Raw genomic sequence first — 22,097 nt, forward strand, 5'->3', positions numbered from 1 at the left:
TGATTACTTGCGACAGGTCTTTACCGACTGACTCAGATCCGGGAGTTCGACGGCGGAGACGGCTCTCGGAGCGACTATCGTCGAGCAACGTCATCGCCTTTCGCCGTCGGAGCGTGACCGGCAACTGTGAACGAGGGAACCGCCGAAGCGACTCGGACGCTCTGCGTACACGTCCTGCGATCAGATATCAGACGATAGACACTGATAGCCCGAAGACAGTTTCACGGGGATCGGTGCCCTGTCGATCCGTGAACGCTACAGTCGGGACGACTCACGGGATCGATTCACTAACCAATCGTCTGTTATCGACGGCCGCGGAGCGGTCTCTCCCGAAAACGTGTACTCAGACGTCGAACTCGTCCGTCGGTATTTTCTCGCGCGCTACGGTTCGGTTTTCCTGCAAATCGCAGTAAAAGACGGTTCCACGGATCTGTCACTCCCGGACCCGAACGGTCGGATTTCGGACGATATTTGTACCGACGCCATTACAAAGCGCGTTCCGAGCCTCGCTCGAGACGATGGTACAACAACTACCGCTGCAGCAGGGACAGCTTCCACAGTTTCTCCAGGACACCGTCGCCAACATGGTGGCGTTCGTGCCCCGGTTGATCGGCGCCTTACTCATCCTCCTCATCGGATGGATCGTCGGCCGCGTCGTGGCCGGCGTCGTCATGCGGATCGCCGACGGTATCGAGCTCGATCGGATGGTCCTCGAGACTCCCCTCGGGCGGATGCTCGGCGGGACCGAGAGCGCGGTCTCGCACGCGTTCGGCACGCTCGCGAAGTGGTTCGTCTACGCGATCGCGATCCTCGCAGCGTCGAACGTGCTCGCCATTCCGGAGTTGTCCGCGCTGGTCGCCACCGCGGTCACGTACTTGCCGCTGCTCATCGCCGGAATCGGCGTCATCGTCGTCGGGTTCGTGGTTGCCGATTTCATCGGCGACATCATCGAACGGACGCAGGTGGCGACGGAAAGCGGGTTTACGACGATGTTCGCCAGCGGCGTCAGGGTCTTCCTGTACTTCACCGCGATCGTGATCGGCCTCGACACGATGGGGATCGACGTCAGTATCCTGTACGTGTTCGCCCGCGCGCTCTCGTGGGGCGTCGCCGCCGCCGTCGCGATCGGAGTCGGCGTCGCGTTCGGCCTCGGCGCTCGCGATTACGTCTCGGAGAACATCGGACAGTGGGCGGGTCGCACGCCGTCGCTGTCCCAGTCCGACCAGCGGGAACCAGGTGCCGGACCGAGTCCCGGCGCGGACGACGACTGATCGGCGAGGTCAGTTCCTTGAGACGGGCCGTTCCGCCGCCTGCGGATCGGCCGGTTTCGGAAAGAGGGATCTGACCGGGACGACGACGTGAGATTTTTTGCGTCCGCGACGACACCGTCGCGACTTGGTGTAGTGTACCACGTTATAGACGTCTCCGTACAAGCTCTCGATCCCGTCGACGAATCGCTCGAACGCGGTTCGATCGAACTGATCGCACGCGACGGTATCCGTCGTGACAACCAGCCGTTTCCTCGTAACGGTGACGTCGATTCGACCCTCGCAGGCGTATTCGAGGTCGTCGATCCGATCGCGGAGTGCGCCGAGCGACGGGCCGTCGGACGGCCGGGAGGGGAACGATGCGTAGACGTGGTAGACGTCCGGGTCGGGGGTGCGAGCGACGTATCGCTTCCAGAGTCGGGATAGTGAATCCATGGGTAACAGGTCGTGTTCGGTCCGTTTGCGCGCACGGAGCGGGAATCGATGAGGGCGATCCGTCGGGCGGCTGCCGTAGCGCTTGGCACTGGTCTGGCGACGGGAGTAATATGTCTTTGGAACGACATCGTTCCAGACGATGGACCTATTCTCAATTCGGAACGTCTCGTTTCTCGATCGGTTCGCCCCTCGAGTTCGCGCTCGGTTTTCCCGTCGAAACCCCATCGCGAGTAGTCCGCCACCGCCCCACGATGACGAACAGTTTTCTCGGTCGCCCACGCTCTCGTTCGTATGGCGTACTACCGTCCCATCCCGGACGAGCGGGACCTCTTCTACGAGTACTGCAGCTACGCGTTCACGCCGGAGAACGGGCTGCCGGCGTACGACCCCGACGAACACGAACTGCCGCGGGACACCCTCGGCTCCCGGCGCGGCCTGTACGCGTCCGGCGCTGCCGACGACGCGGACCCGCGCTGTGTCTGTCGACACTACTGGCTCGAGGCTCGCGTTCGCGGCGACGCCCTTCGGACCGCCGGACTCGCGTCGGTTGCGACGCCGCCCGAGTACCGTCACGGCGGCTACGTCAGGCAACTGCTCGCCCGCTCCCTCGCGGAGTACCGCGACCAAGACGTCCGGTTCTCGGTGCTGTGGCCGTTCCGGTACCGGTTCTACCGACGGTACGGCTGGGACACGTGCAACCGGATCGTCACCCACGAGTGCGAGCCGACGGTGCTGTCGTTCGCGACCGAGGCGGCGGACGCACCCGGCAGCGCTGGTGCCGGCGAAACCGAACTGGGATCCTTCCGCCGACTCGAGGCCGACGAGTACGAGGCGCTCGAGCCGGTCTACGCGGCCCACGTCAACCGGTACGGCCTCGCCCTCGAGCGCGACGAGGAGTGGTGGCGCCACCGCGTGTTCGAAGGTCACGACCGCGACCCGTTCGTGTACGCGTACGAGCGCGACGGGCGGGCGCGGGGCTATCTCGTCTACACGATCGACGGCGAGGCGGGCGATCGAACGATGGACGTCTCCGAACTGGCGGCTACGGATCACGACGCGCTCCTGGCGCTGCTCTCGTTCTGTCACAGACACGCGTCGCAGGTCCAGCGCGTTCGTCTTCGCGTGCCCGCCGACGTCCCGCTTCGAGACATCGCTCGAGATCCCGACGAGATCGACACCGCGGTCGCGGACGGACCGATGGTCCGCGTCGTCGACGTGGCCGAGACGCTGTCCGCGCTTTCGTATCCGGATCTCGAGGCGAGCCTGACGATCGCCGTCGAGGATCCGCTCGCCGAGTGGAACGACGGCGCGTTCCGACTCGCGGTTTCGGACGACCGAGTCACCTGCGAGCGCCTCACTGGCGACGCGACACCCGACGTCACCCTCGAGATCGGCGCGCTCTCGCAACTCGTCGTCGGCGCGCGGTCGGCGGCAACGCTCGAGCGAACGGGCGGGCTCGAGACGACGGGTTCGGACGCGATCGAGACGCTCTCGAGGCTCTTTCCGGAGACCGGCGTCTATCTCGGCGATCGGTTCTGACGCCCGCTCGAAGCGATGCACTGGCGACGCTTGCCCGCCGTTTCGGAGATTTCCGCTCGAATCCCGCTCCTCGAGCGAGTCGCTATCGCCCGTAGACGTTCGTCAGCGGCGTCGCGGTCGCGCCGTGGGCGACGATCGACGCCGCGATCACCAGGCTGGCGACAACCCAGCCGATGTCGGAGCCGGTCTCGCGAACGGAGACCGTCGCGTACAGGAGCGCCGCGACGCCGATCGGGCCGAACCAGCCGGCGAACAGCGCGTCGCTTCGGCTCCGAAGCGGTCGGACGAACCGTCCCAGGACGAGCCACGCGGGGAGCCGCCGGAAGAGAAGGATCGCGACTGCGACCGTGAGTCCGCCGGCGCCGAGTGCGAACCAGTCGGTCCACGGGAGCGCAGCGCCGAAGACGACGAACGCCGGAATCGTCAGCAGCCGTTTGATCGCGTCCTGAACCTCGCTCTCGACGGCTTCGTCTCGAGGATTCGCGAAGTGGTTGTAGAGCAACCCCGCGACGAACGCGGCGAGGACGTCGCTCGTCCCGAGGATCGCGCCGACACCGAGCACCGTCACGGTCAACGCCACCGTCACCGTCAGCACCGACGGCTCGTCGAGGAATCCGTGGCGCTCGGCTTCCCGCTCTAGGTAGCCGATGGCCGCTCCGCTGACCGCCCCGAAGACGACGGCGACGACGACACCGACCAGTACGGCATCGACGAGCCACCGCGTGAGCGCTCCCTCGAGCGGAGTCTGTAGCGCGAGAATAGCGAGCATGACGATCGGGTACGCGAGTCCGTCGTTTGCACCGGCTTCGGCCGACAGCACTCGTCTGATCCGTTCAGGGATCCGTTCTTCCGCGAACGAGCCGGTAACGATGGTGTTGGCGATCACCGGGTCCGTCGGCGTGACGATCGCGCCGATCAGCAACGCCGTCCAGATCCGAACGTCGAGGAAGAGCGCGACGATTGCGGCGCTCGCGCCCCACATCGCGAGCATTCCCGGACCGAGGACGACGGCGAGCGTGCCGGCCCGGTCGCGGACGTAGCCGAGCGGGATCCGCAACGCGATCCCGACGACGGCGAAGCCGACGGTCACTCGCGCGACGTGCTCGAGGATCACGATCGGATCGCCCCACGTCGAGAGCGTCAGGAGGCCGAGCCCCGCGGGGCCGACGGCGACGCCGAACGCGGTCGCGATGAACGGTTGGGAGAGTATCGGGACGCGCTCGGTCAGGAGGCTGCTCGAGAGGTTCAAGACGAGGAGCAACCCACCGAGCAGCGCCAGCGCGACGTCCAGCGGTCCCATCCCGTACACTGGGGCGGCCGATACCGAAGTCGGTTCACCATGAAAATGCAGCGACGGGCCGCGTTTCAGACGACGTTTCGCTCCGCCCGTTCGACGCTCCGGTCGAACCGATCGCTCGAGAGCGACTCGATGTCGACCAGCGACGCCTCGCCCTCGGTGACCAGTTCGGCGACGAGTTTCCCCGTCGCGGGCGCGTGCTGAAAGCCGTGGCCCGAGAAGCCGGCCGCGGTAACGAAGCCGGGGACCGTCTCCTCGACGATCGCGCTGTCGTCCGGCGTCACCGCGTAGAGCCCCGCCCAGCCGCGCTTGATGGCCGATTCGGGTCCGAAATAGGTCGCCCACTCGGAGACCGACTCGAGGGCGTCGACGGCCCACTCGAAGTCCATCGAGCGCGCGTAGGCGTCGGGATCGGCGTCAGGGTTCGACTCGCCGAAGTGACCGCCGACCAGGGCGTCGCCGTCCCGGTCCGGCCGAAAGTACGAACCGCCCTCGAGGTCGATCGCGAACGGGTCGGTCTCGGGCGCCGGTCGTTCCGGTTCGACGATGGCGATCTGGCGGCGTTTCGGAGCGATCGGCAGCGGGACGTCTGCCGTGGCTGCGATTTCGCCCGCCCACGGCCCCGCCGCGTTGACGACGAACTCGGCCTCGAGTCGGCCGTCGGGCGTCTCGACACCGGTCACTCGGCCGTCGTCATCGCTGCCGTTGGCAACGGAACGCTCCCGAAGCACGTCTACAACCGGCGTCTTCGTCCGCACGTCGACGCCCGCATCGGCCGCCGCCCGCGCGTACCCCTGCAACGCAAGGTGCGGGTCGGCGAAGCCGTCCGTCGGCGAGTACGTCGCTGCGACGAACCGCTCGGGGTCGATCCCCGGACAGCGCGCGTGTGCCGTTTCGGGCTCGAGAACCTCGCTCGGGACGCCGCGTTCGTTCTGCATAGCGACCGTCGTCTCGAGCCGTTCGGCCGTGTCCTCGCTCCGGGCGAGAAAGAGATACCCCGTCCGCCGGTAGTCGATATCGGTTCCAAAGCGCTCCTCGAAGGCCTCCCAGGTGCGCATGCTCGCGAGGGAGAGGTCGACGTTGACCGGCGTCGAGAACTGCGCACGGATCCCGCCCGCGGCCCGCTCGGTGCTGCCGTTACCGATCGACCCCTGCTCGCAGACGACGACATCGATATCGCGAGCGGCGAGTTCGTACGCGCTCGCCAGGCCGACGATGCCGCCGCCGATCACGATAACGGTCATACGATAGCGTACCACAGTACTCGGGATAAGGGTTCGTCCGGACGGCGAAACCGGCTATCGCTCTCGGGTGGTCGTCACACGACCGACGCCGGCAGTGACGGCCGGGGGCCGTTAGAAGCGATCGGGCGAGAGAACCGTTCGAGCATCGTCGTCGCCGGATCCCTCGAGCACGCCGGCGACGACGTCCGCGACGGCCGGCGCGAGCGTGACACCCTGCCCGGTCATTCCGCACGCGACGACGTACCCACCGACGCTCGTCTCGCCGACGATCGGCCGACCGTCCGGCGTGACCGTTCTGAGTCCGACCCACTCGTCGACGACCGTCGCGCCCTCGAGGGCGGGAACGCGTGTTCCGACGCGAGTCGCCGTCTCGCGGAACTCCGTCGGAACGGAGCACTCGCTCGGCGCGTAGCGTTGCCCCGCGACGTACTCCGTTCGGTACTCGCCGACCCACGCTCCGGTTCCGTCGGCTCCTGCGGGACGAACGTAGCGCTTGGACTCGAAGATCGTCATCGGGCACGCGACGGGGTCGGATCCCTCGAGCGCGACCATCGGCCCCAGCGTGTGGCTGAGCGGGAGGGAGACGCCGACCGTCTCGTTCAACTCCGGAGCCCACGGACCGGTCGCGTTGACGACCCGATCCGCCGGTAGTGTCCCTTCGTCGGTTTCGACGGCGGAGACGGAGGCGGTTCCGTCGCGCTCGCGCGTACTGACGCCGGTTACCGTCACCCCGGTTCGCACGTCGACGCCGCCGCGCCGAGCGCACGCCGCAAACCAGGTCGCGACCGCCGTCGGGTCGCAAACCCGGTCGTTCGGCGTGTAGAGCCCGCCCACGGCCCCGTCCGGCTCGACGCCGAGTTGCGGGAGCTCCGCCGCGACCAGAAACGACGCTTCGACCCCGTGTTCCCGAAGGGTCGCCGCGGATTCCTCGAGTCGGTCCGCGAACGCGGTCGTTTCGGCGACGTAGAGCGTCCCGATCCGGTCCGCCTCGAGCGGTCCGCGGTCGAACAGTCGGCGGTAGGCGGATTCCGATCGTTTCCTGAATCGCGCGTCGAACGACGTCGGCGCGATTCCGGACTGCATCAACACGCCCGCGGAGGCCGCCGTCGTTTCGTCCCCGATCCGTGCGCGCTCGAGAAGGGTGACGTCGTGCTCGGTCTCGCCGAGACGTGCGGCGATCGCCGTGCCGATGATCCCGCCACCAACGATGACGATATCCATGCGTAGTGCTACCACGCCCATCACCAAACACTCTCCCATCGGTCCGGTTCGCGGGTCGTGACCGGTCCGATCGACTCGCATACCGTCCGGAGCGATCGACGAGCGGCACCACCGTCACCACTGAAGTGATCGACCGACGATGTGTCCGTATGGTTCGCGTGCTCGCCGACGAGGATATCGCGTCCGTGCTCGATCTCGAGACGTTGCTGCCGGTCGTCGCCGAGGCGTTCGACAAGCAGCGGTCGGGAGCGGTCGAACGACCGGAGCGACCTCACTACCCCATCGGAGCGGGAACCGATCCCGACGCGCCCGGGGAGCCGACGGGTACCGGACTCTGTATGCCGGCGTACATCCACGGCGCGAGCTACGCCGCGACGAAACTCGTGGCCGTCTGTGAGGACAATCCCGAGCGCGGGCTTCCGACCGTCACCGCACATATCACGCTCACCGACGCCGAGACCGGCCAGCCGGTCGGCTACCTCGCGGGCGATCGGATCACCAACGCCCGAACCGGCTGTATCGGCGGCCTCGCCGCCCGCGAACTCGCGACCGGCGGCGTCTCGCGGGTTCCCCGCTCGACTGACCGCGGATCGTCGCTCCGCGCGCCCCTCGAGCTCGCCGTCATCGGCGCGGGCGCACAGGCCCGGTGGCAGACCCGAGCGATCGCCGCTGCGGTCGGCGTCGACCGACTCGAGTCGATCCGCATCTACTCGCCCAGCGACTCCCGCGACGAGTGCGCCCGGGACCTCGAGTCGGAGCTCGGCGCGTCCGTGGCGGCGGTCTCGAGTCCGCGCGCGGCCGTCGCGGACGCGTCGATCGTCGTTACGGCGACGACGAGTACCGAGCCGGTGTTTCCGGGCGAGGCGCTCGAGGCGGGCGCGCTCGTGATCGCCGTCGGCGCGTACACGCCGGCAATGCGCGAACTGGACGCCACGACCGTCGAGCGCGCGTCTCGTATCGTCGCCGACGTCCCGGACGAAGCCGGCGAGACCGGCGACCTGTGCGAACACGACGACCTCGAGATCCGCTCGCTCGGGGACGTGCTGGCCGGCGACGACGGGCGGGTTTCGGGGGACGAGATCATCGTTCTCGAGAGCGTTGGGTCGGCGGTGCTGGACGCCGCGACCGCCGAGTTCGTCTTCGACCGGGCTGTAGAGCGCTCGCTCGGTACGACGGCTCCGCTGTATGGCAACGACTGAAACGATTCACACACCGATCGCACGAGGGGAGCGGTTCGGAGCGAGCGCGGTTCGGAGCGAACGGAGTGAGCGAGAACCGCGGACTGTGCGATCGGGTGCGCATCGACGTTCAGTGGCTACTATCGATATGTGGTACCCCTTCACAGTGCCAACCTCGGCCACGAAGCTGAAATAGGCACTCCGCAAAGTAGGCACTGACCATCTGTCGATGAACACAACGATAGCGCGAGCCGGTGGTATCCGGCCCCGGGACGTTACAACGGCGTTGGGCGACGGGGGCAACGAGCCGTGACGCTGCGATCCCTCCCGATCCTCGATCGGGTCACCGACGCCTTTTTCGCGCTCGATACGGATTTCCGGTTTACCTATCTCAACGCGCGCGCCGAAACCTTGTTGAAACGCTCCCGCGAGGACCTCATCGGTCGAGTCATGTGGGACGAGTTCCCCCAGACCGTCGAAACCCAGTTCCCCGACGGGTTCCACCGGGCGATGGACGAGCAGGTCCCGGTCTCCTTCGAGATCTACCACGCGCGGTTAGAAACGTGGTTCGAGGCCCGCGCGTACCCCTCCGAAACCGGTCTCTCGGTGTACATGCGCGACGTCACCGGGCGGAAGTCACAGGAGACCACGCTCGCCCAGCACGCCGCCGTCGTCGAGGCGGTCCACGACGCCGTCGTCACCCTCGATCGAAACCGGGAGATCGTTACCGTCAACAACGCGCTCGAAAAGACCCTCGGCATCGATCGGTCGGGTCTCATCGGCGAACACGTCGAAACGCTTACTCAGAACGCGGGGATCTCCGACGACCACGCCGTCGAGATCGGTCGAGCGATCACCGACATCGATGTCGGAAGCGCGACCAAGCGACAGCTCGAGGTGCCGTTTACCGCTGCCGACGGGACCGATCACATCGGCGAGGTCCGGTTCGTACCGATCGAAGACGACCTCGCGACCGTCGCCGGCGTCATCCGGGATGTCACCGACCGGCACGAGTACGAACGCGTCGTTACGTCGCTCCACGAGGTCACCCGATGGTTGCTCGAGTCCGACGACCCGGCGGAGATCTGTGCGATCGCCGTTCACGCCGGCAGCGACCTCCTCGATCTGCCACTCAGCGGCGTCTGGCTGTTAGAGGAAGAACACGGCTACCTCGATCCCGTTGCCGGGACCGCCGGCGCTCACGACGAGTTCGGCGGCCTGCCGCGGTTTTATCCCGGAGAGGGGCTCATCTGGGATACCTTCGAATCCGGCGTCGTCGAACGATTCGACGATCTGGAGACGGTCGAAGACCTCTATAATCCCGACTCGCCGATCCGCTCGGAGATCATCGCCCCGATCGGAACCCACGGCGTTCTCATGACCGGCTCGCTCGAGCCCCACCGCTTCGACGAGACCGATGTCGATCTCATTTCGACGCTCGTCGAGAACACCCGGGCGGCCCTCGACCGAGCCGATCGCGAGCAGGTGCTCCGGGACCGCTCCGCCGAACTCGAGCGCCAGACCGAGCGCCTCGAGTCGATCGCCGAGATCCTCTCGAGCGACCTGAAACAGCAGCTATCGACGGTCGCGAACGCGCTCGACGGTGACGGGGACGCGGCCGACGAGTGGGAATTCCCGCTCGCCGAGGATTCGGTCGAGGAAACGCTCGATCGGGCCGAGCAACTCGTCGACGACGTCCGCGAGTTCGCACGGAACGCGTCGACCGTCGGCACTCGGAGCCGGGTTCAGCTCGAGTCAGCGATCGAGGAGGCCCTCGAGCAGTCACCGCTCGATGCGGACCGCGTCATCGTCGAGCAGCCGGCGACGCTTCGAGCCGACGCCGATCGGTTCGTCCACCTCCTCGAAACGGCGTTCGAGGACGCGATGGCCCGCTCCGACGGCGACGTGACGATTCAGGTCGGACTCGTCGGCGTCGACGAAACCGATCGCGCTCGAGGCTTTTTCATGCTGGACGACGCCGCCGAGATTCCGCCGACGGCGCGAAAGCAGGTCCTCGACCCGACGGTCGATGCCGATGCTCCCGCGCTCACTGCCAACACGAGCATCGACGGCCTGGGCCTCGCACTCGTCAGGGCGATCGCCGAAGCCCACGACTGGACGCTGACGATCGAGACGGGCGCAAACGGCGGCACACGTCTCGAAATTCGCAACGTGATGACGCTCGAGAGACGGCCCTAGTATCGCCGTTGAACGGTTCCGCTCCACCCGCAGCTAGGTGCGTACTCAATCGGATTCCTGAAGAATCGAATTTCTGGTGATATCCCGACAGAGCTGTCGGTATCCGTCCCGTGCGAGCAGTTCCTCCATCGTTTCGTCGACCTGGACGCGGAGTACCGCGAGTCGGTCCCGCAATCGGGCGTACTCCTCGCTGGACTTGCGTTCGGCTTCGGTCTTCTCGGCATCCAGCAGGGCTTTCTTCGAAGCGAGTGCGAAGAACTCCTGGAGTTGCTCGTTGTAGCTCGAGCGCAACAGCAACTGGTCGACGACCCGGACCAGTTCGTCCTTCGAGATGGGTTTGACGAGGTAGTCGTCGAACCCCATCTCGACGATATCGAAATCGGGGTCGACGGCGGTTACCATCGCGACTCGGCAATCGAGTTCCCGGTCTCGAATGGTCGGCAGAACGGTGTCGCCGGACAGCCCCGGCATCCGACGATCGAGGAGGACGACGTCGACCGCGTCGTCGATATTCTCGAGTGCCTTCTCGCCATCGTACGCCGTCTCGACGTCACAGGTTCCCTCGAGCCAGGCGGCGTACAGGTTCGCGAGATCCGACTCGTCTTCGACGATCAGGACCAGCGGTGTGTCAGTGGCCATCGAACGGTATATCCTCCGAATCGGTCGGTTCGTGATAGGAGTTGTACTGGGAGTATATCAAGATACCGGGCAGCATTCACGTCCCGAGGCGCGGCCTCACTCGAGTTCGCGCTCGATCGTCGCGCGTCGCTCTCGAATCCCAGCCGCGTCGGTCGCGATCGTCCGATCGCCGATTCCGATCTCGAGGGTCCCGTCCGCGGTCGCCGCGCCGAGTTCGACGACCGGAGCGACGCCGTCGAACGCCTCGACGACGGCCGCCGGCGACTCGGTCTGGATCAGCGCTCTACCCGGCTGTTCGTGGAAGAGCGCGGCTGCAGCGGCCGTCTCGCGTTCCGATTCGGAGACCGGAATCGAAACGTCGAGTCCGGCGTCGTCGGTAACCATCTCGGCGAGGGCGACGGCGAGACCCCCGTGGCTAACGTCGTGAACTGCGAGCGTCGACTCCGCGTTCGCGACGCCGGCGAGCGCCTTGACGACGGCAGCGGGTTCGTTCGGCAGGGCCGGGAACCGATCGCTGCCACCGGAGCGAGCGAGGTACTCGGAGCCGCCGAGGCGGAGCTCGTCGTCCTCGAGCCCCACGTCGCCGACCAGCAACAGTGTGCCGTCGGACTCGACCGACAACGACGGCGCGTCGTAGCCGTCTTTCGATCCGACCATCGCGAGCGTCGGCGTCGGCGGAATCGGGCCGGCGACGGAGTCGTTGTACAGCGAGACGTTCCCGCCGACGACCGGAGCCGACAGCGTTTCACACATATCCGCGAGGCCGTCGACGATTCCTTTGAAGCCGCCGTAGACCTCCGGCTTCTCCGGGTTGCCGCCGTTGAGACAGTCGACGGCGGCGAGCGGCGTCGCTCCCTTGGCCGCGATGTTCGTCGCGTTCTCGAGGGCGATCGCCCGCGCACCTTCGTAGGGCGCGGCAGCCGTCCAGTTCGGTGCCGCGCCGGCGGAGATCGCGAGCCCCTGGTTCGCTTCGCGAACCGCAATAATCGCGGCGTCGTCGCCCGGTCCGACGCTCGTTCGCACGCCGACCTCGTGGTCGTACTGCCGGTAGACCCACCGCTTCGAGGCGGTGTTCGGACTCGAGACCACGGCGTCGAACGCCGCCTCGAGACCGACGTCGGGAAGGTCGGTGCCGGGCTGGGTCGGTGCCTCGCTCGCGAGGTCGTTCATCGGCGCGCCCTCCCCGAGGAAGAAGGCGTCGACGTCGACGACGGTCTCCCCGTTAAACGTACAGGTGTAGTTCCCCGCCGTGACTTCGCCGATAACCGAACAGCCCAGATCGAACCGCTCGGCGATCTCGCGCACGCGCTCGACGTTCTCCGGTTCGACCTCGTAACACATCCGCTCCTGGGACTCGGCCAGCAGGATCTCGAGGGCGTTCATGTTCGGCTCGCGCTGGTGGACCCGCTCGAGTTCGATGTGTGCGCCGAGACCGCCTTTGGCGACCAGTTCGCTCGAGGCACCACCGAGGCCCGCGGCTCCGAGGTCGCGGGCGGACTCGATGAGTCCCTCCGCGACGAGTTCCTCGTTGGCCTCGATGAGCAGCTTCTCGGCGTACGGGTCGCCGACCTGAACCGCGGGTCGGTCTTCGGTTTCGGCGTCTTCGGCCAGATCCTCGCTGGCGAAGCTCGCGCCGCCCAGTCCGTCGCGACCGGTTCCGTTGCCGACGAGCACCAGCTTGTTGCCGGCTTCCTGTGCGACGGCCGTGACGAGCCGTTCCTCGTCGGTCAGGCCGACGCAGGCGACGTTGACCAACGGATTCCCCTCGTAGTCGGGGTGGAAGTCGACGCTCCCTGCGACCGTGGGGACGCCGATACAGTTACCGTAGTGGCTGATCCCCTCGACGACGCCCTCGAAGAGGTACTTCGAGTGCTCGTCGTCGAACTCGCCGAAGTACAGCGAGTCCGCTAGCGCGATCGGGTACGCGCCCATCGAGAGGGTGTCCCGAACGATTCCCCCGACGCCCGTCGCGGCTCCGTCGAAGGGATCCACGTAGGAGGGGTGGTTGTGGCTCTCGATCCCCATCGTAATGTACGTGCTCGCCCCGTCCTCGCCCGTCTCGTCGTCTTCGCTCTCGGGCAACGCGACGACTGCGGCGTCGTCACCCGGCCCGATGACGACCTGCTCGTCCTCGCTTTCGAAGGCCGAGAGCAGCGGTCTCGAGGAGCGGTACGCGCAGTGTTCGCTCCAGAGGTTCTCGAACAGCGCCGCCTCGGCCGGGGACGGCTCTCGCCCCAGTTCTTCGACGACGAGTTCGCGGTCCGAATCGGCAAGACTCATTCATGTCGGTGATGGAAGTCGGGTAGTAAAGGGGTTTCTATGTGCACGTTCGTGTGTATTTTTGAGTAGCCGTCGGATGCGTCGTACCGTCGCACCTGAACCGAACCGATACGACTCACTCCGGAAACGAGACCGTCCCGTCCGACCCTGCAACGTGTGTAACCGTGCCTGAATCGACGACGATCCCGCTCGTGTTCACGACGTCGACGGTGATTTCGTACGTATCGCCCTCCGTTCCGCCCTGTTCGTACGTAACCGATCCCGTCGTGAACGCGCCGGCCGTTTCGGTCCTCGTCGCCCAGCTTTTGTTCGGTTCGGTGTTCTCGAACGTCACGCGGACCTCCTCGAATCGATCGGGGTTGGAGAGTTCGTACGTAACCGTGTAGTCCGTATTGTTGTGCAACGTCTCGTCGGTGACGGTGAACGACTCGAGTCGTGGCCCGTCCGGGTCGGTCGGCTGTTGATTCCCCGGCGGTTCGTCGCCGTCCGCGATGTCGGTCACCGACTCCGAGAGCACGATCGAACCGCTCGCGTCGTACACGTCGAAGGTGATCAGGTACTCGCTGTTCGCAGCGCCGCCCCGAGAATACGTGATCACCCCCTCGGTGTCGGTCCATGATTTCGTCACGTCCCCGACCCAGCCGAGGTCGAGGTTTTCGAACGTCACGGTGATGCTGTCGAACGTATCGACTCCGGACACCTGATAGGTGACCTGATATTCGGCGTTGTTGTTCCGCGATTGGTCCCTGATCGATCGAACCAGGGACGCTGGTTTTACGATGTCGACCGAACGGGTCATCGATATCGAAATCCCCTCGCCATCGGTCGCCGTAATCCCGAACGAGAGCGCGTTCGTCCCGGTCGCACTCCCGCCCGCAACCGAAACCGAGACCGTGTTGGAAGCACCGCTCTCGAGCGAGCTACTCGCCGGAGTGACCGATCCCTGCGAGGAGTCCGCGAGCGCGGTCGAAACCGTCAGGACGGTGGCCGTGTTGTTCGTCACCGTAACGAGCGGGGTCTCACCGCCGCCGGCCTCAACCGACGAAACGGGGCTCACTCCGAGCAGTGCCGACTCGTCCTCTGCCGTTGCCACATTCGTCACGCGGCTTGCCACCGTCTGAGAAAACGCATACGAGTCACCCAGCATCATCGCACCGCCGACACCGACGAGCAACCCTCCGGCGACGAAGGTGCGCCGAGAAAGTGCGGCACTTCCTCGATCATCCGGGCGACGGTCGGACATACGACAGATAAGCGGTCAGTAAGTAAATGTGTACTGGTACAAACATAGATCTTGAATTACCGACACGATACAACAGTACTCTGCGCTGTGGGCTGACGATGCGGCCCGTTGCACTGGCCGAGAAGTGTTATCCCGGCGAATCACTCGAATGAGCGATGCCGTCGAGTCAGTTCTCGAACCCGTCGAGCCACGAGCCGGCCCAACACTCGATCTCGTCGAACACCGGCTCGAGCGACTCGCCTTTGTCGGTCAAACTGTAGTAGGTCGCGATCGGGGCGTCTTCCTCGAGACGGCGTTCGACGAACCCCATCTCGCCGAGGTCGTCGAGCACGCGCGAGAGGGTGCGCGCGTTCGCGCCGGTCGAGCGCTTGAGTTCGTTGAAGCGCTGCTCGCCCGTAAGCAGTTCGTGGAGAACGGCGAGTCGCCACTGGGAGCCGATCTGCTCGAGCGATTCGATAACGGGGCAGGCGTCGACGGGGTCCTCGCGGGACTTCGTCCGTGGAGATGACATCGTGGTTGATCCGCGGCTACGTCGCGAGCGGCTTTAGCAGTTCGGGTTCGAACCAGCTAACATAACGTTAGTTGCACCGACGGTACGCCGCTCGGTACGGCTCTCGCGCTCATTCCTCGGCGACCAGCAGTTCCTCGAGTCGCTCGAGCGCGCGCAAACAGACCGGCACGGAGCCGACGGCGTGCAACGGGAGTTCGAAGGCGATTCGACACCGTCCCTCCCGCAGGTCGTCGACCCGGTGGGATGCCACCGGCACCCTCGAGATTCGCCAACTCCACCGGTAGTCCGAACAGTCGGTGATCCGAAACGGAACCCAGACGCCGGACACTCGCACCCGACCCGTCGTCCCGGTTCGAATCCGTCGGTCGGTGGACTCGACGCCGTTTACGAGCGGCGACCACTCGGGCCATCGAGCGGTGTCGACGAGCACCTCCCACGCGTCGGCCGCAGGGACGGACAGGACGTGTGAGACCTCGAGTCGGCGACCGTCCGGCGTTCGCGTCCGCTGAAGACGAGTCATGGGTACTGATAACGGCGGCATGGGCTATGGAAGTTTGCAACGGCCCGGTTCGACCGCGGAAGGGAAAACCGACTCCCGTAACCGTATTCGGAGTGAACCTCCGTGAGCTATGCTATCCCCTCTCTCCAATCTGGTGTGAGGACTCGTGGACGATGGAATCGTCGCGTTTCACTCGCACTTCACACTGGGAGGTCGGGCATTCAACGGAACTTGAGACTGTGTACTGAGTTACGAAGAGGACCAGAGCCACGCAATACCAATCAGAGCATAACCGATTCCGGAGTCCGCAACAAGTACATTATCGCTCGAAAGACCGAGTCCTACATGAACAAGACCCGATATGACAAGCAGCGGGAGAAGCTTCTGGACGCTCTCTTGTTGCACACACCGTAATCAGTTCACAGATATATAATACAGTTGATCCCTGTACTGATCAGTAACTACGTACGAGTAGTTACCGCTGGCTTCCCACCAGTTACGGATACTGTGCGTAGCCTCGTGCAAGATACACAGCGCATCGTTCACACGCCAGTCGTTGCGAAGCCGCCGTTACCGGTAGCCGAATCGGTAATAGTATCTCGGCACGAGCCGATGTCCACCGTTGGTTTCGTTCATCAGTTTTCGTAACTGACGATGGAACGGAAACCGCCGTACGACATGCGCTCCGTGTCAAAGGGCATCTCCTCATCGAAGTTGTCCGGATCCATCGCGGGGTCTTCCATCACCTTCGCGTTCACCTCGTCGCGGTGGTCCCGCGACTCGAACACGATAAATGAGAACACGACCGTCTCGTTGTCCCCTGTTTCTGCGAGTTGTGGGAAGGTCACCGTCGGCATCCCATCCATGTCGGGCTCCATGTCGTCTCCGACCCCTTCGAAGTACTCGAGAGCACCGTGTTCAATCCAGAGTTTTCCGGCCTCGTCGGCCATTTCGCGGTACGAATTGAGTTGATCATTCGGGATCGGGATAACGAAGCCGTCAACGTAGCGTTCCATAACCTTAGTATAGGACGCGACGGGAGTTGAACTTTTTCTCTCACCGGCCGATATCTCTCGGTCGGTTGTCTATCTGCTCTGTAGTCAACACGCCGTTTTTGATAGTGTTCACGCAGAATGAGCAGCCGCTGTTGAATAGAACGCGCATATCTCACAGGAAGCTGACCCCTGACTGGAACGGATCAACCAGTCCGTATAGTAACAACCGAAACGATTTCACACACTGATCGCACAGTTGTGCGATCAGGCCTGCATTGACGTTCAGCGGCTACGGTAGAGTGATTTTACGTATCGTCACCGCTTGCAACAGGGAGCGTAAACGAAAAGGTCGCGCCCTCGCCCGGTTCGGACTCGACCCAGATGTCGCCACCGTGACGCTCGACAATGCGCTTACAGAGCGCGAGGCCGACCCCCGTACCCGAATGCTCGCCCTGCGCGTGCAGGCGCTGGAATACTTCGAAGACACGCTCTCTGTCGTCCGGGTCAATTCCGATCCCATCGTCGGTGACTGAGACGATTACCTCGGAACCGTTCCGCACAGCCGAAACATCTACCTGTGGCGGGTCGTCGCTGTACTCGATGGCGTTATCGACCAAGTTCTGGAATACCTGGCGTAACTGCCCTGGGTCGCCCTCGACACGAGGCAGCGACTCGACCGTGATTGCGGCGTCGCTCTCTTCGATTTTTATCTTGAGGTCCCGGCGAACATCCGCGAGAACGGCGTCCAGATCGATCGGTTCGAAGGGATCGCCGCGCCTTTCGACCCGTGAATACTCGAGCAATCCCTTGATCATGTCGTGCATCCGGTCGGCACCATCGACGGCGAAGTCGATGAACTCCTTACCGTCCTCGTTGAGCTCATCGGCGTAGCGGCGTTCGATCAACTGGAGATAGCTCGTGACCATCCGCAGGGGTTCTTGCAGGTCGTGAGAGGCAGCGTAGGCGAACTGTTCGAGACGCTCGTTGGATTCCTCGAGTCGCCGCTCGAACTGCTTGCGCTCGGTGATATCGGCCAGGGCGCCAGGGAACGACACTGGAGTACCGTCATCGTCGTACTCGACGTGACCGCGCGCAACGACCCAGCGAAGTTCGTCGTCGTCGTCCCAAACGCGGTACTCTTCTTCGTACTGCTCCCCCGATTCGATGGCGCCCTCGATTTTTCGTTTGATCCGCTCGCGATCGTCTTCGTGGATGGTCAAGAGGAACTGGTCGAGTGATACGCCCTCGGTGGCCGCGTCGGGATCGATCCCGTACTTCTTGGCGAAGGAAGCACTGGTAACCATCTGGTCATCGGAAATATGCCACTCCCATGTTCCGACAGCGCCGGCTTCGGCCGCCGCCTCCAGTCGCTCTTTTGCATCCTCGAGATAGCGCTCGCGTTCGACCCGCTCGGTTACGTCGTTTGCCGCTCCTAACCATCGAGTGATTTCGCCACCCTCATCCAAGAGCGGTGTGGCACGCGAGACAATCCAAGCTACTGTGCCGTCTTCACGAACGACTCGGTGTTCCAACTCGAAGCTGCTTTTCGTGCGAATTGCTTCGTCAATGGCTTCCCGAACGTGCGGCTGGTCTTCGGGTGGAACGTATTTTTCGACCCATGACGGCCCTTGCTCGTCGGCGTCAGCGAGGAAATCCGACCCCGCTAAACTGTGCAACTCGGTCCAATCCGCGTTCGCACTGAACACTGCGTCCGACGTGGTTGTGACCAACGCGCGAAAGCGTTCTTCGCTCTCGTGCAGCTGTTCGTACGCTTCTCGCTTTGCCTGTTGTAGTAACTCCTGTCCGCGCAACACGATGTCCGATGCGAGCTGTGATTTTGCCGTGTCTGGATCGTGTAGCAGCTCCTGCTCGCCGTCTGCTTGGAGTTCCTGGACGATTGGAGTGATATCCTCGACACTGTGGACGACGTAGTCGATTTTGCCAGTCGCGTCAAACACCGGCGAATTGATCGGACTCCACCAGCGTTCCTCGAACTCGTCGCTGTCGGATTCGCGATCAGGGATCGGATAGTGCGTCACCGGCATGACGTCGGCCTCCCCGGTCTCCGCTACTCTCTCGAGTGATTCACGCAGGTTTCCGACGCCCTCGGCCGGATCGTCGGGATTGTTCGGGAAGATTTCGAACAACGTCTTCCCCATAATCTCCGCCCGCTCGGTCATCGTCGCGTCCAGATACGCATCGCTCACGGCCACTATCTCGTGGTCCTCGGGCTGTACGATGAGATAGTTACCGGGCACGTTCTCGAACAGTCGACGAAAAGTCGCTTCGGTGGCTTCCGTTTCCGCCTGTTTGCGTTCGCCAATTTCGCGAACGATCCCGACTGTTCCTTGTACGGTATCATCCGCGTCGAGCACGTTCACCCGCACTTCGCAGCGAATTTGGTCCCCCTCGGCGGTCTCCATGGTGAGATCGAGTAACTCGCTTTGATCGGAGGGGGTCGCTCGGAGGCGGTCGATCTCGTGTTCGATCGTCGTACTGTCGTCACCGAAAAGCACGGACACGTGCTCGCCGAGCAGTTCCTCACGTGTGTATCCGGCTATCTCGACGATGACGTTGTTGACCGAAACGAGGCGGTCTTCCGTGTCGAGTCGATAGATCCCGTCGTCGATCGTATTGAGGAGGGTGCGATAGTGCTGGAGAGCCTCGGTGTCGTCCGTTTCTCCCCAGAACGCCTTTTCAGAAGCCCCGCCCCGTTCACTCATATACACGTTGAGACCCTCGGCTCGGATAAGTTCCTTGCTTAGACGCTCTCTGTATCATTCGGAGGTTTGAGATCGAGCAGTACTACACCGATGGCTTTGTCGCCACGTTGCCGTAATTCGTCAGTCGAACGGTTTGCACGCCGAAAGCTCCCATTTCAGTGATAAACGATTCTCTGTACTGATCGATCACTACTCTTCACAAGTCGATCCCAGCCTCGTGCAACATTCCTGCTCTATATCCCGCACGCCGTTCTTGACGAGTATCAGGTAGCTCGACGCGGTGAATGGTGTATGAACTCCCTCTCTTGATCTCCGAGTCGAGGCTGACGGAGCCAGCCGATACGCTCATTATCGGGGATCAAACATATTTCGAATAGTGCCAGCAGACACCACACGCCGCGGCGTTCTCGCCGGCGCGCTCGCCGCGGGAATCGGCGGCCTGACGCTGACCGGCGCTCGAGAACTGCTCGAGCAGTTCGCGCCCCTGTCGGGGCGGGCCTGGAACGCGGCCGACCGAACGCTTTCGGAGTCGGTCGAAAGCCCGCACGGCGAGGCGACCGTCCGCGTCGACGACGACGGCGTTCCGCACGTCGAAGCGGACGACGAGGCGGCGGCGTACTTCGCCGTCGGCTACGTCCAGGCGTTCGATCGACTCTTCCAACTCGACCTCCAGCGGCGGGTTATGCGCGGCCAGCTCTCCGAACTCGTCGGCGACGCCACGCTCGAGGACGACGAGTTCCACGTGCGGATGGCGTTCGCCGAAGCGGCCGAAGCGACCTGGGAGCACATCGTCGGGACCCCCGCGGGAGCGCTCGTCGAGGCCTACGCGGACGGCGTCAACGAAGCGATCGAGCGCGAGCCCCTCCCCCTTGAGTTCGAACTTCTCGGATACGAACCGCGCGAGTGGACGCCGGTCGACTCGATGCTGATGGAAAAACAGATTTCGTGGGATCTGACGGGGAACTTCGGCGAACTCCGGCGGGAACTCGTGGCCGATCGGCTCGGCGAGGAGCTCGCCGAGACGCTGTATCCGGAGCGGCTGGATCACGACACGCCGATCCTCCGCGACGCCGTCGATGCGGATCGCCTCGAGGGCGGTGACAGCGATTCGGGTGACGAGACCGGGTCGGAGACGGGGAACTCGGACGGATCGAACGACGCAGTCGACGCGGTCGGCTCGGAACTGGCGAGTTGGCTCTCGCGGTTCGAGTCGCCGACGGGCGTCGGATCGAACAGCTGGGTCGTCTCGGGCGAGCACACCGCCAGCGGGGCTCCGATCGTCGCGTACGATCCACACCTCACGCTGATGACGCCGCCGCTGTGGTACGAACAACACGTCGAGACGCTCGAGACCTCGGTTCGGGGGGCGACCTTCCCGGGCGTTCCCTTCGTCATTTCGGGAGCCAACGAGTCCGGCACGTGGTCGTTCACCAACGTCGGTGCCGACGTGCTCGATTGCTATCGCTACGAGATCGATGCCGACGGCGAACGCTACCGGTATGCGGGCGAGTGGCGAGAGTTCGAAACTTCGGAGCGAGAACTCGCCGTCGCGGGTGATGAGAACCGGACGATCACCCTCCGGAGAACGGTCCACGGACCGGTGCTCGAGCGCGAGCAACGGACGGTCGGCGTCGCCTGGACCGGCCACACCGCCACCCGGACGACCGAGGCGATCTACGAGTTCGGCCGGAGCGGCGGTCTCGAGGACCTCCTCGAGGCGACCCGGAGGTTCGATCTGCCGACGCAGAATCTCGTCTACGCGGACACCGACGGTCGGACGCTGTACTACGCGACGGGCAAACTCCCCGTCCGAACGGTCGACGGCGAGGCGGTGTCCGGGAATCGGGTCTTCGACGGCTCCGCGGGCGAGGGCGAGTGGGAGGGGTTCACTCCGTTCGGCGAGTCCTCGTGGGACGGGTTCGTCCCCTTCGAGGAGAAACCTCACGCGATCGATCCGGACGTGCTCGCGACGGCCAACCAGCGCGTCGTCGACGATCCCGAACACTACGTCGGCGTCGCCTACGCCTCGCCGTACCGCGGCGCGCGGATCTACGATCAGCTGGACGAGCGAGTTGCGAGCGGCGAGGCCACGGACCCCGAGTTTCACCGTGACCTCCAGTCCGATACCCGCGACGGACGGGCGGACCAGTTCGTGCCCGAACTGCTCGAGGCGCTCGAGGCCCACGAGGCCGACGACGGGCTCGAAGACGCTGCCGCGACGCTCGACGGCTGGGACCGACGGATGGACCGGAACAGCGCGGGTGCGCTCGTCTTCGCCCGGTGGGTGGACCACGTCCGCCGGCTGACCCTCGAGCCCCAGTTCGGGGACGCCAACCTCGACGAGTCGTACTATCCGGGCGATTGGGAAATCGCGACGCTCCCCGACGACAGCGACCTCTACGTGGACCGATCGCGAGCGGAAACGATGGTGGAGGCGCTGATGGAGGCGCTCGAGGAGATCGACGACGAGGGCTGGGACGTCTACGGCGACTGGAACACGACGCGGACGATCGAACACCCGTTCGGCGCGGAGGCACCCTTCCTCGACTACGACGAGCGGCCGCTCGACGGGTCGCGCGCGACGGTCAATAACTACCGCGTCGAGAGCGCCGTCGGCTCCAGTTGGCGGATGGTCGTCGAACCCGGCGGGGACGCCACGGCGGTTCTGCCCGGCGGGAACTCCGGGGACTACTTCTCCGCACACTACGACGATCAGTTCGAGCGCTGGATCGACAACGACCAGAAACCGATGGACCGGACGAGCGACGGCGACGTCACGGTCACGTTCACGGAGGGATCGTCGTGACCGAATCGGATCGGCCGTCT

General features: G+C 64.5%; 16 protein-coding genes. 5 read left to right on the forward strand and 11 right to left on the reverse strand.

What is annotated here, in order from left to right:
• Positions 1 to 518 precede the first annotated feature (518 nt).
• Positions 519 to 1,271 carry a mechanosensitive ion channel family protein gene (locus DWB23_RS10320; protein ID WP_121742715.1) on the forward strand — a complete coding sequence of 251 codons (753 nt, stop codon included), beginning with the start codon at positions 519 to 521 and terminating at the stop codon, positions 1,269 to 1,271.
• A gap of 9 nt (positions 1,272 to 1,280) precedes the next feature.
• Here DWB23_RS10320 and DWB23_RS10325 read toward each other — a convergent pair whose 3' ends face one another.
• Positions 1,281 to 1,703 (reverse strand): hypothetical protein, encoded by a 423-nt coding sequence (locus DWB23_RS10325; RefSeq protein WP_121742716.1) that lies wholly within the window; start codon positions 1,701 to 1,703, stop codon positions 1,281 to 1,283.
• A gap of 291 nt (positions 1,704 to 1,994) precedes the next feature.
• Between DWB23_RS10325 and DWB23_RS10330 the strand changes: the two genes are divergently transcribed.
• On the forward strand, positions 1,995 to 3,242 hold the full coding sequence (locus DWB23_RS10330; RefSeq protein WP_121742717.1) for a GNAT family N-acetyltransferase: 1,248 nt from the start codon (positions 1,995 to 1,997) through the stop codon (positions 3,240 to 3,242).
• A gap of 82 nt (positions 3,243 to 3,324) precedes the next feature.
• On the opposite strand, the gene DWB23_RS10335 is transcribed toward DWB23_RS10330, so the two are convergent.
• The 3 genes from DWB23_RS10335 to DWB23_RS10345 all read right to left on the reverse strand — a co-directional run bounded on the left by DWB23_RS10335 (position 3,325) and on the right by DWB23_RS10345 (position 7,025).
• Positions 3,325 to 4,542 (reverse strand): cation:proton antiporter domain-containing protein, encoded by a 1,218-nt coding sequence (locus DWB23_RS10335; protein WP_121742718.1) that lies wholly within the window; start codon positions 4,540 to 4,542, stop codon positions 3,325 to 3,327.
• Between the two features lie 65 nt (positions 4,543 to 4,607).
• Entirely contained in the window at positions 4,608 to 5,783 is a 1,176-nt protein-coding gene (locus DWB23_RS10340; RefSeq protein ID WP_121742719.1) for an NAD(P)/FAD-dependent oxidoreductase, read from the reverse strand.
• 111 nt (positions 5,784 to 5,894) lie between these two features.
• Complete coding sequence (locus tag DWB23_RS10345) at positions 5,895 to 7,025, reverse strand: NAD(P)/FAD-dependent oxidoreductase (protein ID WP_338067809.1); 1,131 nt, start codon at positions 7,023 to 7,025, stop codon at positions 5,895 to 5,897.
• Between the two features lie 128 nt (positions 7,026 to 7,153).
• Between DWB23_RS10345 and DWB23_RS10350 the strand changes: the two genes are divergently transcribed.
• Together DWB23_RS10350 and DWB23_RS10355 are read left to right on the forward strand one after the other, a co-directional pair.
• Complete coding sequence (locus DWB23_RS10350; RefSeq protein ID WP_121742720.1) at positions 7,154 to 8,203, forward strand: ornithine cyclodeaminase family protein; 1,050 nt, start codon at positions 7,154 to 7,156, stop codon at positions 8,201 to 8,203.
• 288 nt (positions 8,204 to 8,491) lie between these two features.
• Positions 8,492 to 10,381 (forward strand): sensor histidine kinase, encoded by a 1,890-nt coding sequence (locus DWB23_RS10355; RefSeq protein ID WP_121742721.1) that lies wholly within the window; start codon positions 8,492 to 8,494, stop codon positions 10,379 to 10,381.
• 45 nt (positions 10,382 to 10,426) lie between these two features.
• Here DWB23_RS10355 and DWB23_RS10360 read toward each other — a convergent pair whose 3' ends face one another.
• From DWB23_RS10360 to DWB23_RS10390, 7 genes are all read right to left on the reverse strand, one after another.
• Entirely contained in the window at positions 10,427 to 11,020 is a 594-nt protein-coding gene (locus DWB23_RS10360) for a HalX domain-containing protein (RefSeq protein ID WP_121742722.1), read from the reverse strand.
• Between the two features lie 96 nt (positions 11,021 to 11,116).
• Positions 11,117 to 13,300 (reverse strand): phosphoribosylformylglycinamidine synthase subunit PurL, encoded by a 2,184-nt coding sequence (gene purL, locus DWB23_RS10365; protein ID WP_121742723.1) that lies wholly within the window; start codon positions 13,298 to 13,300, stop codon positions 11,117 to 11,119.
• 115 nt (positions 13,301 to 13,415) lie between these two features.
• Positions 13,416 to 14,543: a hypothetical protein gene (locus DWB23_RS10370; protein WP_238717385.1), complete on the reverse strand. Its 1,128-nt coding sequence runs from the start codon at positions 14,541 to 14,543 to the stop codon at positions 13,416 to 13,418.
• A 166-nt stretch (positions 14,544 to 14,709) separates the two neighbouring features.
• Complete coding sequence (locus DWB23_RS10375) at positions 14,710 to 15,054, reverse strand: winged helix-turn-helix transcriptional regulator (protein WP_121742724.1); 345 nt, start codon at positions 15,052 to 15,054, stop codon at positions 14,710 to 14,712.
• A gap of 109 nt (positions 15,055 to 15,163) precedes the next feature.
• Positions 15,164 to 15,574 (reverse strand): SRPBCC family protein, encoded by a 411-nt coding sequence (locus DWB23_RS10380; protein ID WP_121742725.1) that lies wholly within the window; start codon positions 15,572 to 15,574, stop codon positions 15,164 to 15,166.
• Positions 15,575 to 16,188: 614 nt separating this feature from the next.
• Positions 16,189 to 16,569 carry a DUF1428 domain-containing protein gene (locus DWB23_RS10385; protein ID WP_121742726.1) on the reverse strand — a complete coding sequence of 127 codons (381 nt, stop codon included), beginning with the start codon at positions 16,567 to 16,569 and terminating at the stop codon, positions 16,189 to 16,191.
• 284 nt (positions 16,570 to 16,853) lie between these two features.
• A complete protein-coding gene (locus DWB23_RS10390) occupies positions 16,854 to 19,271 on the reverse strand; it encodes a PAS domain-containing sensor histidine kinase (RefSeq protein ID WP_121742727.1) in 2,418 nt (805 codons plus the stop codon).
• 376 nt (positions 19,272 to 19,647) lie between these two features.
• On the opposite strand from DWB23_RS10390, the gene DWB23_RS10395 reads away from it, so the two are divergent.
• Complete coding sequence (locus DWB23_RS10395) at positions 19,648 to 22,077, forward strand: penicillin acylase family protein (RefSeq protein ID WP_121742728.1); 2,430 nt, start codon at positions 19,648 to 19,650, stop codon at positions 22,075 to 22,077.
• Positions 22,078 to 22,097 lie beyond the last annotated feature (20 nt).

Source organism: Natronorubrum halophilum, from assembly GCF_003670115.1.
In the GTDB taxonomy this organism is placed as follows: domain Archaea; phylum Halobacteriota; class Halobacteria; order Halobacteriales; family Natrialbaceae; genus Natronorubrum; species Natronorubrum halophilum.